General features: G+C 40.3%; 12 protein-coding genes and 1 pseudogene. 5 read left to right on the forward strand and 8 right to left on the reverse strand.

Annotated elements, in window-relative coordinates; genetic code table 11:
- Positions 1 to 135: 135 nt before the first annotated feature.
- Positions 136 to 573 (forward strand): annotated as a pseudogene (locus AC2JBO_RS33770) (photosynthetic reaction center family protein); the annotation flags it as partial.
- A gap of 94 nt (positions 574 to 667) precedes the next feature.
- Here the strand turns inward: AC2JBO_RS33770 and AC2JBO_RS33775 are convergent.
- The 6 genes from AC2JBO_RS33775 to AC2JBO_RS33800 form a co-directional block, all read right to left on the reverse strand.
- Positions 668 to 1,519 carry an Rpn family recombination-promoting nuclease/putative transposase gene (locus tag AC2JBO_RS33775; protein WP_496958011.1) on the reverse strand — a complete coding sequence of 284 codons (852 nt, stop codon included), beginning with the start codon at positions 1,517 to 1,519 and terminating at the stop codon, positions 668 to 670.
- A gap of 163 nt (positions 1,520 to 1,682) precedes the next feature.
- Positions 1,683 to 2,903 carry a protein kinase domain-containing protein gene (locus tag AC2JBO_RS33780; RefSeq protein WP_496958012.1) on the reverse strand — a complete coding sequence of 407 codons (1,221 nt, stop codon included), beginning with the start codon at positions 2,901 to 2,903 and terminating at the stop codon, positions 1,683 to 1,685.
- Between the two features lie 181 nt (positions 2,904 to 3,084).
- Positions 3,085 to 3,438 carry a type II toxin-antitoxin system PemK/MazF family toxin gene (locus tag AC2JBO_RS33785; protein ID WP_496958013.1) on the reverse strand — a complete coding sequence of 118 codons (354 nt, stop codon included), beginning with the start codon at positions 3,436 to 3,438 and terminating at the stop codon, positions 3,085 to 3,087.
- Positions 3,410 to 3,610, reverse strand: a complete 201-nt coding sequence (locus tag AC2JBO_RS33790) for a hypothetical protein (RefSeq protein WP_496958014.1) — start codon at positions 3,608 to 3,610, stop codon at positions 3,410 to 3,412. Before AC2JBO_RS33790 ends, AC2JBO_RS33785 begins: the two co-directional genes overlap by 29 nt.
- 207 nt (positions 3,611 to 3,817) lie before the next feature.
- Positions 3,818 to 4,426 carry a hypothetical protein gene (locus tag AC2JBO_RS33795; RefSeq protein WP_496958020.1) on the reverse strand — a complete coding sequence of 203 codons (609 nt, stop codon included), beginning with the start codon at positions 4,424 to 4,426 and terminating at the stop codon, positions 3,818 to 3,820.
- A 113-nt stretch (positions 4,427 to 4,539) separates the two neighbouring features.
- A complete protein-coding gene (locus AC2JBO_RS33800) occupies positions 4,540 to 5,127 on the reverse strand; it encodes a thylakoid membrane photosystem I accumulation factor (RefSeq protein WP_496958015.1) in 588 nt (195 codons plus the stop codon).
- 359 nt (positions 5,128 to 5,486) lie between these two features.
- On the opposite strand from AC2JBO_RS33800, the gene AC2JBO_RS33805 reads away from it, so the two are divergent.
- Positions 5,487 to 6,821 carry a MurT ligase domain-containing protein gene (locus tag AC2JBO_RS33805; protein ID WP_496958021.1) on the forward strand — a complete coding sequence of 445 codons (1,335 nt, stop codon included), beginning with the start codon at positions 5,487 to 5,489 and terminating at the stop codon, positions 6,819 to 6,821.
- A gap of 51 nt (positions 6,822 to 6,872) precedes the next feature.
- Here the strand turns inward: AC2JBO_RS33805 and AC2JBO_RS33810 are convergent, their stop codons facing one another.
- On the reverse strand, positions 6,873 to 7,274 hold the full coding sequence (locus tag AC2JBO_RS33810) for a hypothetical protein (protein WP_496958022.1): 402 nt from the start codon (positions 7,272 to 7,274) through the stop codon (positions 6,873 to 6,875).
- A gap of 149 nt (positions 7,275 to 7,423) precedes the next feature.
- Between AC2JBO_RS33810 and AC2JBO_RS33815 the strand changes: the two genes are divergently transcribed.
- The 3 genes from AC2JBO_RS33815 (at position 7,424) to AC2JBO_RS33825 (ending at position 9,799) form a co-directional block, all read left to right on the forward strand.
- Positions 7,424 to 8,245 carry a type 1 glutamine amidotransferase gene (locus AC2JBO_RS33815; RefSeq protein WP_496958016.1) on the forward strand — a complete coding sequence of 274 codons (822 nt, stop codon included), beginning with the start codon at positions 7,424 to 7,426 and terminating at the stop codon, positions 8,243 to 8,245.
- Between the two features lie 217 nt (positions 8,246 to 8,462).
- On the forward strand, positions 8,463 to 8,960 hold the full coding sequence (locus AC2JBO_RS33820; protein WP_496958017.1) for a P pilus assembly/Cpx signaling pathway, periplasmic inhibitor/zinc-resistance associated protein: 498 nt from the start codon (positions 8,463 to 8,465) through the stop codon (positions 8,958 to 8,960).
- Positions 8,961 to 9,139: 179 nt separating this feature from the next.
- Positions 9,140 to 9,799: a SanA/YdcF family protein gene (locus AC2JBO_RS33825; RefSeq protein ID WP_496958018.1), complete on the forward strand. Its 660-nt coding sequence runs from the start codon at positions 9,140 to 9,142 to the stop codon at positions 9,797 to 9,799.
- A 55-nt stretch (positions 9,800 to 9,854) separates the two neighbouring features.
- Here AC2JBO_RS33825 and hetF read toward each other — a convergent pair whose 3' ends face one another.
- Complete coding sequence (hetF, locus tag AC2JBO_RS33830) at positions 9,855 to 12,398, reverse strand: cell division protein HetF (protein ID WP_496958019.1); 2,544 nt, start codon at positions 12,396 to 12,398, stop codon at positions 9,855 to 9,857.
- Positions 12,399 to 13,095 lie beyond the last annotated feature (697 nt).

Below are 13,095 nucleotides of genomic sequence, written 5' to 3' on the forward strand. Positions count from 1 at the left end.
TGGCCCACAGCGGGAAGCCTTTAGGTTGATTCGGCCTGACATGAAATGTTTAGGTTGATTCAGTCTGACTCAGCCTGACATGAAACGTGCCTTTGGCGTGTGTGGACATCTGCTGGCCTGCCTGCGAAGCTGCTGGGTTCTTTGGTAACTTCTTCGTTGGTTCGTGAAACAACTGAAACCGAAAGCCAAAACTATGGTTATAAGTTTGGTCAAGAGGAAGAAACCTACAACATCGTAGCAGCACACGGTTACTTCGGGCGCCTAATTTTCCAATACGCATCGTTCAACAACAGCCGTTCATTACACTTCTTATTAGCTGCATGGCCAGTAGTTGGTATCTGGTTTACCTCTTTAGGTATCTCCACAATGGCTTTCAACTTAAACGGTTTCAACTTCAACCAGTCAGTAATTGATAGCCAAGGTCGCGTTATCAATACCTGGGCAGATATAATCAACCGCGCGAACCTAGGTATGGAAGTAATGCACGAGCGTAACGCTCACAACTTCCCCTTAGACTTAGCGAGTGGTGAAGTTGCACCTGTAGCACTATCGGCGCCTGCTATTAACGGTTAGTACGCGGCATCGTAAAATTGAATAGATAATAAAAAGCGCTCAGGCATGTATCGGGGGCGCTTTTTATATTTTTCCTAAGAAAGCGCGCTCTGGTTTATTTTTGTAATTGTTCAACTTCTGCCACACTTAACCCCGTAGTTTGGCTAATCGTTTGTACATCTAAAATACCAAGTAGCGAACGCGCGATAGAAAGTGCTTTTTCTTTCGCTCCCTCTTTTCGACCCTTAGCTTCGGCATCCTGTCGCGCTTTTAAAATTGCGTTTTTGCTGTCGTGAATAAACATTTCTCGTTTTTCTAGTACATCTAACTCCTCTGGGGTTAGTAGACTTTGCCTTGCAACTTCAAACGCATGATTTATTTCTGGTACTTCTTCCATAATGGGTGGAACTGACGTGAGTGTATTTGCTGCAATAAGGAAGTACAGCCATTTTTCTGATAATGTTTCTAATTCCGAAAGCTGTTTTTTGAATTTGGGTAGCTCGACGAATACGAGTTCGATATCATCGCTGTAATCTGTTAAATCTTCTTTTTCTTTTAATCGGTAGCGAGATATGATTCTACTACTGCCTTCAAACATGTCAAAATCGGTGATAGTCAAAGCTATGACTGAATTTAACAGTGTATAGTCCTCACCGACTCTAAGCTGAATTGAAAAGGCTTTTGCCGCATTATATAACACACGCTTCTCGAAACCTAACACATTTAAAACCTGCATCTCAATAATAACGGTTTTATTTTCCGCTATTGTAGCTTTTACGTCTAAGTATGAATCTTTAATACCTTTAATGCGCGGTGCCTGATAAGGGTCAATGATTTCTAAATCTAAAATCACAGGTTTCTCTTGATACAAAATTGCATTCAGAAAACCTATTAGGATATCTTTACTTTGTGTAGAGCCAAAGATTTTTTTAAAAGCAAAATCTGTTTTAGGATTTATAAAGGTCACGACCGACCCTCCAAACTAGTAGATATTTAAGAACAATAGTATCATTTCTTGGTATTATTGGCGCCCTTTAGCTCTAGAAGCCGTGACAAGTTCAAACTTATTTATAGAACAGCAGTTCGTATTGATGATTTACGTCGCGCGTTATTGGATAACGAACATAACATTATGGATTATTCCCTAAAAACTTGCTGCGAATTTCTTCCAGTTCTTCGTCGATTTTACTTCTAGTATTAGAGGTAGTATTTGGGGTAGTATTAGAGGCGCCTGTTTGCGGTTGCGGCTGAGAATTATTCTTAGGCTTGCTTCCGGTAAGAAACATGGTCTTTATTTCTTCTAATTCTGTATCTATTTGACTCGGCGCCGCTGTTGGTGTTAAATGATTATTCGTTTGTGAAGTATTATTAGTTACTGGTTGGCTGTTGGTATTGGTAACTATAGGCTGAATTACTGGTTGATAATTGCTGTTTTGCACAAACTCGTGTAAATCTTGTAACACTTCGTCTACCGTTTGATAACGTCGCGCGGGAATCGTTTCAATCATTTTATCTAGGACGCTGGTTAGCTCGTTACTTATAGATGACTTTAAATACTGGCGCCATATCCAAACGTCGTTATGAACATCATGCAAATCAAAAGGTGATTTTCCAGTTAATAAATGTATACAAGTCACGCCTAGACTATATATATCACTGGCAAATAAGGCTTTACCGCGAATTTGTTCTGGCGCCACATATTCAGGAGAACCAATACTTGTACCCGTTTTGTTGACATCTTCATTTGTCGCGACTTTTGAGGCGCCAAAGTCTACCAAAAACAAATTACCAGGATTATTGGCGCTAATAACCGTCGAACGTCCGGGCAACCCACGGCGCCGGATAATATTTTCAGGCTTGATATCACGGTGAATCACATGACGCGCGTGACAAAATTGCAGCACTGGCAATAAATCATCAAGGAGATGGCGAATTTGTGCTTGGTTGTAGGCGCCAGTACGTGTTAACTCTTGTGCTAAGTTGTACCCATCTATAAATTCTTGCACCAAATACTGCCTATCTTCCTGAGTAAAGTAAGCAAATAAATCAGGAATTTGTGGATGCTCACCCAACTCATCCAGACGCATCGCTTCCTGGTTGAACAGTTCCACAGCTTTTTGTACCGTGCTTGTTCCTTGCGCTTGCGGATAAAATTGCTTAATTACACACTGGGGTCTAGAAGGTTTGTCTTCATCGACAGCTAAGAAAGTCCTGCCAAAACCTCCTTGCCCAAGTGGCTTTACTGCACGATATCTGTCCTTCAGCAGTAACTTGGCGCCGCAACTTAAGCAAAATTTCACGTCGCTTGTATTCTCAGGTTTTGGACAACGGGGGTTCAGGCAATAACTCATGTAACGGTAGCAATGCTATATATATCTATATTGCCTCAGATTCTATTGGTTGGTACAGGTTAATGCGATACTGAGCTATGGAAAAGTGAATTTGTAGCACTGACTACAATTTTCAAACTTCTCATAAAAAAACAAGATTCGCAGCTTCTATGAGAATCGCGAATCTAAGTTTTGCAATTCTCTAATTAATGTTTAAAGCTATCTTTAAAGCTTTTTGTACTAAAGGTAACAAATCTGCTGGTAATACTCCAAGATAGCGCCGAAATACTTCCTTATTTGCAGTTGATATTTTGTCAGTTCTGATCAAAGATGATTTTCTTAGCCCTGTTTGCAAAAACTCTGGATGTCTATCTGATACTAAAACCCAAGTTTCAGGCAATTCTTCAACAGGAATTTTTGAGAAAATGCCTAAAATAATTAGCTCATCCTTGTGAACTGATAAAACAAGTGCAGGTCTAATCTTAACAGAGCTTAAATTACTGTAAGGAAAATTAACCAACCAGATTTCAGAGGGTTTCGGTTTCGATATAGTCATTATAGATATCTTCTTCTGGGTCATTCCACTCTTGAAATCCTGTTTCTGACAGCTTCATCATAGCTGTTGTTTCAAGTTTCTCTCTTATTGCTGTCATCAGTTCTATAAGTTCTTCCGGAGGTAGTTTAAGAACTATTGCCTTAATTCCTTCAACATCATGAGTAACTGTCATATCACTTCTCGTACTTTTGCTGGTTTTATATTAAACTTTTGCACACTATTAAAATAGTAACACTCTTAATTCTTAATATGTCATCTAAAAACTTATTATCGAGCCTAAAAGTTGATTATGTTGGGTTCCGCGCTCCGCTCCATCCAACCTACATATTATTTTCTGTTCTAAAAGTGATAAACATTTCGAGAGTTAATGTTAGAAGTCTCAAGTAATTGGGTGTTGACCGGGGTTGACTGCGTGAATGTACTCACTACCTGAAGCGGGAAAGCCTCTTTTGTAACAGGCTTCTTCGGGTTTGCCCCATCCTAACTGTAAAACTATTTCTAAAAAGTTTGATTTTTCGTACACCAATAAACCTGCCCATTCGGTGCGTTCTTGAATACGCGCGCAGTCTTCTTTTACAATTAGCTGGTGTTGTTTGCCGTGGTTGACGCTCAAAAATAAATCCATGTCAGATGTTACTTGCTGCCAAAATTCCCATATTGAGCTTTTCGCATTTTTGAGTGTTTCAATATCTTCTGGTAACGCGACTAACTGCGCGTCAACTTCGGGATATTTAAAACTTATACCTTTTACGCTACAGGAGCGCCAAACAATTCCCGATACATTATTATCGCGTTGATATTGATGAATTGCGGCTTTAAAATCTTGATAAGCAGTGAATTTTTGTAACCCTTCCGAACGGATAAACTGGTCGAGTACAGGACTGCCAGAAACTGTCACATCTAACTTTAAGCGTTGTCCTTTCAAACAAGCTTGACGTTCAGAATGTAAAATTTCGATTAATTTCTCTGTAGTGTAAACTGACATCAGGAAACCTACGAGTTTGTTTAATATTATTTTTTATTATGACTTTATTGGACAGTTATTGCAGTATTCAATAACACCAAACTTTGAGGCAGGCTTCTAAAGCCCACCTCACTATGTTACTTAGCTAACTCACTACTGAACTCGTTGAAAGAACGACGCTTTAATTCTACTGATTCGGTACGTGGTAATAAATCAAACACTTCTCGAAATTTATCGTCGATTTCTTCAAATGGTACTTGTCCAGTTTTATTCAAAACAACCTTGCCTTCCTGGTTAAATACTACAACTTGAGGAACTTTACCGGAATAGTAATAACCTGGCTCAGTTGGTTCGTATTTATCTTTTTGTGGTATTGTATCGATACTTACAGGGATAATTTCAGATGGGCGCCCATAAAATTCTTGTACTCGGTTTGCAGTAATTGCATACTGTTTACAGTCCTTGCTGTCATCGACATAGAACATCATAAATACTGGTTTGTGTTCTTTAAGTGCGCTTGGGAAATTTAGTTTTGATGGTACTAAAGAACCATTACCTGCGTACACAACAAAAATATTCCCGTCGAACCTGTCATCATTAATACCTGCTTGGGCTGGTTGAATAATCAAACAATACAAGCAAAGTGTCAACAGCAAGCATCTTGAGATCAACTGGCGCCAGTCAGTAAGTATACTTTGGTGTATATTTTTTAAATCCCGCTTCATACAATGCATTAAAACAAACCTTTCAATTTGATGGATAATTTTGGTAATTTGTGCTGAAGAAAGCAGATCGACTTTGAAAAATCATTTGTGCCTGCACCATTTTTAAGATAACTCTAAAGAGTAACGAGTGCTGAGTGCTGAGTGCTGAGTAGAGTAATGAGTGCTGAGTGCTGAGTGCTGAGTAGAGTTAGAAGTTAAGAGTTACTACTCAGCACTCAGCACTTTCTACTCAGCACTTTGTATTCAGCACTTTGTATATTAATTGCTGGCTTTTTTTACGAAGAAGAGCTAAACTCTCGCTTATTAATTTTTCTTTTTATGCTGGTTACTAGCATTTGCCTGAAAATAAGGGTACAGACGTGGGTAAGAATATAAATTTGATTGATAGAGTAAAATTGGGGATGGCTGTGTCAGCGGCAAAAAGTGTGACTTTTGCTGTACGCGCGCTGCGTTTAGGTGCTGCTTCGGTGCTTCCTGGTTCCTTCGCACGCAAAATAGAACCTCGTTTATTAGAGTTACTCAGCCAACAGGTTAAAAATGGAGTTATTCTAATTGCTGGTACGAACGGTAAAACTACTACTTCACTATTATTACGGGAAATTCTCGAACGTAAGGGGTATCGTGTCGCGCATAACTCTACAGGCGCCAATCTCGAAAACGGCTTGGTAACTGCTTTAATGGAAAGTACTGATGCTTTTGGTGGGTTGAATGTTGACTATGCGATTTTAGAAGTCGATGAGAATATTGTGCCAAAAGTACTGGCGCCGATTCAACCGAAAGCTATTTTGTGCTTAAATCTATTTCGCGACCAGTTGGATAGATACGGTGAGGTAGATACAATTAGTAAACGATGGACAAAAGCTATATCGACGAATTCCCCGAATACTACGGTTATTTCCAACGCTGACGACCCGACATTATCTTACCTGGGTCAACAGTTATCACAAAAAGTCGTATTTTTCGGTTTGAACGAACCAAATAAATACCTCGAAGAAATTCCTCACGCTGTAGACTCGATATATTGTCCTAATTGTGGACATTCGCTTGACTATGAAGGTGTGTATTTGTCACACTTGGGAGAATTTAGTTGTCCTCAATGTGGTTTTAAGCGCAGTAAACCAGCTTTGAATAGTAGTGAGTGGTCACAGGTACTGGTTGGACTGTATAACAAGTACAATACTTTGGCAGCAGCGACAGTTGCAATCGAGTTAGGTATTGATGAAGCGACTGTGAGGGATACTATACCGATATTTCAACCTGCATTTGGACGCGCGGAAGAGTTGCAAATCGATGGTAAACGAGTCAGAATTTTGCTATCTAAGAACCCTGTGGGTACAAATGAAACGATTCGAGTTGTTACGGAAAGTAATGATAAAACGACGCTGTTGATACTTAATGATAGAGTGCAAGATGGTGAAGATGTATCTTGGATATGGGATGTAGATACAGAAGCGCTAGTTCAACGTGGTGGAACTCTTGTTGTAAGTGGAGACAGGGTATATGATATGGCACTACGTTTAAGATATAGCGATGTTTATGATAGTAAAGTTAATTTGATTGTTGAGGAAGATTTAAAGAAAGCAATTAGCACTGCGCTAGAACATACAAAACCTGATGAGACGTTGCACATCCTGCCAACGTATACTGCAATGTTGGACGTGCGCGAAGTTCTCACAGGTAAAAAAATCAGATAATACTTTTAGGGTGGGCACTGCCCACCTTACTCAGCACTCAGCACTCATAACTTATTGTAATTTCACTGCAGCACACTGTAACGGCAAAACTTCTTCCAAACTTAACTCGTGGTCAGAGGTCAAATGACTGTTACAACAAATTGTGCTAAAAAAGACAGGTTTTCCCACGACTTCAGAAAAATGCTTCTCCAGTAATAAACGTGAGGTAATATCACCCAACAAATCAGATAAATCTTTGGTTAACTGGTCTCTATCATCACGGTGAACCATTCTAAATTTAAATGGTTGCTCCCCAACTATGTCTCTTATATCGGAATCAAACTTATCGGGTTTCCCATCTACGTAAGCAAACGATACTTCTTCTAGAAACTTCCAAGCTGTGGGGAAAATCTCACGGATATTGTCGAGGTAGTTTCCACTCTGATAAACCAAAGTTGCTGTTTTACAGTCCATTGTATCTCGCACTTGTAATTTTACTGGAACATCGGACACAGACACAAAGTATGGTAATACTTTCTTTGAGGTGATTAAAGCAACATTTACAATACTTCTAATTTGTTTAGCATTTTATCAAATAAGGTCAAAAATTAAGGCAAAAATTTATGAGTACGGACTACGAGATAGTTATCGGTTGGCTGTATCCTAAGTTGATGAGTACCTATGGTGACAGAGGTAACGTGATTACGATTCAGCGCCGCGCGCAATGGCGCCAATTCGATGTTAAAATAGTTAACCTAGATTCAGAAGCAACTCCTGAAGATATCAAGTCTGTAGACATTATCGTTGGTGGAGGCGCCCAAGACCGTCAGCAGGAACTTGTAATGCGCGACTTAAAAGGCGCCAAAGCTGAGGCAATGCGTGAAAAATTAGATAATGGTACACCTGGTGTATTTACCTGTGGTTCACCTCAACTACTTGGACATTACTATGAACCAGGCGCCGGACAGCGTATCGAAGGATTAGGAATTTTAGACTTAGTATCAATACACCCAGGTGAAAACACGAAGCGCTGCATTGGTAACTTAGTTATTGAAGTTACAGCGACAAAACTCGCGCGCGACCTAGAAGAAATGACAGGAAGCAAAGCTTATTTAGTTGGGTTTGAAAACCACGGTGGACGCACAAAACTTGGAAAAGTCGAAGCATTAGGTAAAGTTATCTACGGTTTGGGTAACAACGGTGAAGATGGTACTGAAGGAGCATTTCATCAAAACGCTATTGCTACATATTCCCACGGTCCATTATTACCCAAAAATCCTTTTGTTGCAGACTGGTTAATTCAAACAGCGTTACGTTTGAAATATCAACAGCCTATTCTATTAAAACCTTTAGAAGATGAATTGGCTATCTCCGCGCGTGAAGCCATGTTCAAACGCTTAAAAGTTAATCTATCTAACACACCCCAACCTATAGCGGCAAGTTAACTTTTTAGGACTTACGCAAGTGGCACATCAAAATTGTAGGGTGCGTGACGCTACGAAAAAAACTTCAGCGTAGTTATAGGACTTGTAGCGTCACGCACCAACAACGCATGTGGTATGAAAAAAGTCATACTATAAATCATGACGTTTAGCTCATGCCGCTAGCAGTAGGAAATCCTTATGATGATGGTGTAGAGAGCAGGAAATTTACTTCCCAGGTATGATGAAAATTAACAGATTAATTCCTTTTTTAGTTGGCGCCGTTGCTTTAAGTGTTGCCGCAGTTCCCTTAATGGTTAAAGCTGATGCAATTCATAATGGATATTCATTAGTAGCACAAGCTCAACAACAGAAACCTCACAAAAAAGGAGGTCAGTGGGCAAAATTGAATCTCACTGACGCGCAAAAACAGCAGATGCGTCAAATTGAACAAGACACCAAAAAGCAGATAGAAGGTGTTTATAGACCAGACCAGCTTGCAAAACTCCAAGCAGCAAAATCACAGCGTCAACAAGGACAACGTATTAATCGTCGTGACTTAATGCAGTCGTTGAATTTGGATGAAGGTCAAAAAGCTCAAATTAAGCAAATTCGAGAAGCGCAAAAAGCTAAGATCGAAGGCATTTTGAATGATGACCAGAAAAAGCAACTCGAACAACAGCGCGCGGAATGGCAACAAAAGCGTCAACAGCGACAACAACAGCAACAACAGCAATAGTGTAAACCCGTAGGTTAGGCATCTTGCCTGACCTATTTGTAATAGCACACCCAAATGCACAGGCAGGGATGCCTGTGCTACAAGAGCATTAAAATATACTTTTGTGCTGAGGAACTACAGTTGATTGAGCAAAATCTATAGATAATAGATACATCCTCACACACACAGTAAATAACCATATGCGTTCCTTATCGTTACTACTGCACTGGCGCCTACTTTTGGGAGTTGTAATTGTAAGCTCTATACTTTCTCCCTTTACTCTTGGTTTGTACGTCAATGCAGCTACTAACACTCGTCGGTTTACCGAAGCTGACAAAGTTCCGACACAAAAAGTCGCAGTTGTGTTTGGCGCCGGAATTCGACCGGATAATACACCAACACCAATGCTTGCTGATAGAGTAACGGCTGCTGTTTATTTGTATAAATTGGGACGAGTACAAAAGCTGTTAATGACAGGTGACAACAGCGGAATTGATTATAACGAAGTAATGGTAATGCAAAACTACGCGGTTTCACAGGGTGTACCCGTAGAAGATATCACACTTGACCACGCAGGGTTTAGCACTTACGAAAGTTGTTACCGCGCGAAAGAGGTTTTTGGTGTTAAGGAAGCTATTTTAGTCACGCAAAATTTCCACTTACCGCGCGCTGTGTATACCTGTCGTCAACTTGGCATTGAAGCAACTGGTTTGGGAACCCCTGACTGGGGAAGTTATAGTAAAAAGACTGTTTCTTTCTACACTTTTAGAGAACAATTATCTACACTCAAAGCTTTGTGGGAAGTTCACGTAACTCGCCCTTTACCAACTTTCTTGGGTAGATTTGAAGGAATTAAATAAGTTAGGAGTTAGCACTCAGCACTCAGCACTCAGCACTCAGCACTCCTAACTCTTTTTATCTTCGTGGAGTTGGTACTTGGAGCAATGCTTTCCAGTCTTTGAGAGTTTTTTCTGTCCACAACCAGTTTTGGCTGAGTTGCTCGACTTGAAAACTTTGTGGTTCATTACTCACTATTCTTTGACGGATTTTTACAGCTTCGTCAAGGTATCGCTCACGTTTTGCAGGCGCCTGTTTAGGTGCTGATTTATATAATGCTAAAGCTAATCCAGCGTAAGCGATTAAGTCTTGTCGCACTGGTGGTTTTACAGATGCATTCGCAGCCATATTTGATGCTGTAGGTTTTTGATCCCTTCCTACAATATCCAATGCTTTAAACCAAGAGTCATTGGCTCGATCCAAATCACCTTCTGCATAGTAAGCAAAACCTAGAGCATTAGCATATACAATTGAATCGGGATTGGCTTTGACGGCTGTTTCCCAATAACGACGAGCGTCATCTGTACTATAATTTTTGTTACCAGCTTGTATTGACTGCCATGCTAGGCGCCCGAATAAGAAACTCACTGATGGTTTATCAATATATTTCTTTGGTACGAGCTTGAGTGCAGATTCTGCCTCTGTGAGTGCGTTACGATTCAATAAAGCTTCAACTGCTTTTAATCCTGCGTCTATATCACCAGTGTTAATTTTTTCAGTAGCGAATGCTGTAACAATTTCAGTTTTTTCTCTCTCTAGGTTAATTTGACTATAATCAGGCGCCGTAACTTGAGGGATATTTGTAATTGGATTTGATTGAGTTTGCCACCAGTTAACACCAACAGCAAATGCAATTGCACCAGCAGAAACTAACCCAACAAGTGGTAATAATTTTTTCGATTTGCGACGCGGTACACCCGGTTCAATAATACTTACTGAATCATGAGTTGGTATCATGCCAGTAGCTATTGGATTAGATACAGTCATTTCGCTTTTCTTGAGACTACCAGGTCGGTTAGATGCATCTCCTAAATCTTGACCTATATCTCTAGCTGCTCTTTCAGTACGCCATTTTTCTACTTCACGGTCAAGCGAAGATAAATCGTCGGAAACTTCAACACCTGGTATAATATCGTCCGACTCCGAATCAAAGGTATACGTTGTTCCAGTTTGCTCTGCTTGAGCTTTTTGCTGGTCGAGTTGACGGAATAAATCCGAAACTATCGCGGAATCATCAGCATAGCTAGGGTCATCATAATCTTCAATTTCGTCAACCAAGTCACCCCAAGTATCTTCTCCCAACCAGTCAAGTCCACCAGTCTCCTGTCCAAGTGACTCTGACATTACATCTTCGATTGGCAGTGGCATTTGAGGATCATCGCCCATACTAGTAAATAATGCGGTTGATCTCAAATTTGGTTGCTCGTACTCAGCCGAAAATTCGCTACTTTGCGGTAAATACAATCCAGGACTGAGATTACCGTCAAATTCTGCTTGGAGATATAAAATTGGTAATGCCCAATACATTTGGTGCGAACCGTAAGCAGAAATTAATCCTTGACGTACACGACTTACACACAAATCTATTGGATACCCTTGACTCAAATTGCGATAAAACAATTGTGTCAACGTTAGTGCAACTTCGTCGGGAATTCTTTCGGACATCGCTAAAACGCTCCGAATTCCCCGTTTAACTAAACTTTCAGTTAAACTTCGTTCTCCTGTTTCTGTATCGTTGCTACCAGTGGCGCCATAAGCTCCTAAACAGGAATTAAATACTGCCATCTGGATGTTGTTATTAAGAAGCAACCCAGCTAAATCATCACCACTCAAAGTTTCGGTTAAACCTGTTCGATGATTTACAAGATAAATTTCGCCACCGTTTGCACCCAAGTTACTATGACCTGAGTAATGTAAAATGTGATAGCGTCCTTGTTCTAAAGCTTGCGTTAACTCTTCCCTTCCTGGTTGCTCAAGAAAATGTAACTGTATATCCGGAAGGAAATGACCACCTTCGGTAATACTTGTTACTTGACGGTGCAACTCCGCTTGAAGTTTAATGGCTTCTTGTTTGAGCAAATCTAAACGCACTAAATCAGTCGGAGACGCAAGCACCATTAATACCCTGATTCCACCCTCATCCGGTGGGAGAGGCATATTCAACGATGGTAAACGCGAGGCGCCTGGGAGTCCGGTTTGATAGCGAGAAAAGGAAATATAAGGGCCAGTTGCAATTGGACGGTCTCCCGCGTGCATTACCTCCCAAGGCAAACGTGCCAAGCGATTATCTTTAATTCCAATTCGTAAGCGCAGCACCTGTTGATGGTTCTGTGCAATACCTTGTGCTGTAATCCAACTATCTCTGAGGGTGCCTTGAAACAGTTCATTATATAATTGTTGACCCAGCGCTGCTAAGTTGACCGAGTTCCGCACCATCGCATCTCCCTGCAACACAGACTTGAGCGGGTCATTCATTAGATGTCCCGCTGCCGCCAACCAATCAGCTATAGGCCAAGTCACCAGTTCTTCCGCCAATGGCACCCCAGGCGCAACTTGTTCCGTTCGTACTAAATAGTCATTTTGCCCTACAAGTGTTACGGAAATATGAAATTCCTGGGTCACAACTTTTCCTGTTCGCCTCCTAAATCAGACTTTGAAACGAGAATATTCATTCACTTATCGTTAGTCTTGCTCCTTATTATTACCTTAGATGCATTCATCGAACCGAATGTTTCACGCCTTTGCGAGTAAAAGACAGGCTTTTACAACTTTATCCGGATTACATAGTTTTGACGTAGAACATCGTATTTGGTAGATGCACCTTAATCTTCAATCCCCAGTGATATTTGACCAGTGGTTCAACCAATGGTTCAAAGTGACTGGGGTTTTTTTAGCAAACAACGCTTTGATTGACACATTAGCTTGAGTAAAGTGTCTAAATCCGGAATACTGAGATTAAACAAACGTACAAAAAGTCAAGATTTACTAGCCTGTTCAAAAAAAGAATAGTAAGGATAATGACTTCCATGTAACTAATTTATCTCAAAATCAAATTCGTTTCACTACAAACACTCACATCTTTACAGAAATACTTTCATCAACACTTATAGTCTAGATGCTAGCTTTACAGTCGTTTTTATTATCTCTACAAAAATTATTATACTCAAAGTTTTTGAAATTCATCCGGAACAGCCTTGTAATTTCTAGAACAAGTATATGGTAGATGCACCCTGATAACTCACTCCCTTAGCTGGCTAATAGCCACTAAGGGTTTTTTTATGCAATTTTTCCGGAACTCATAAGTAATTTTTTGAACAAG

The organism is Calothrix sp. CBUCES-K 9914 (assembly GCF_059640475.1).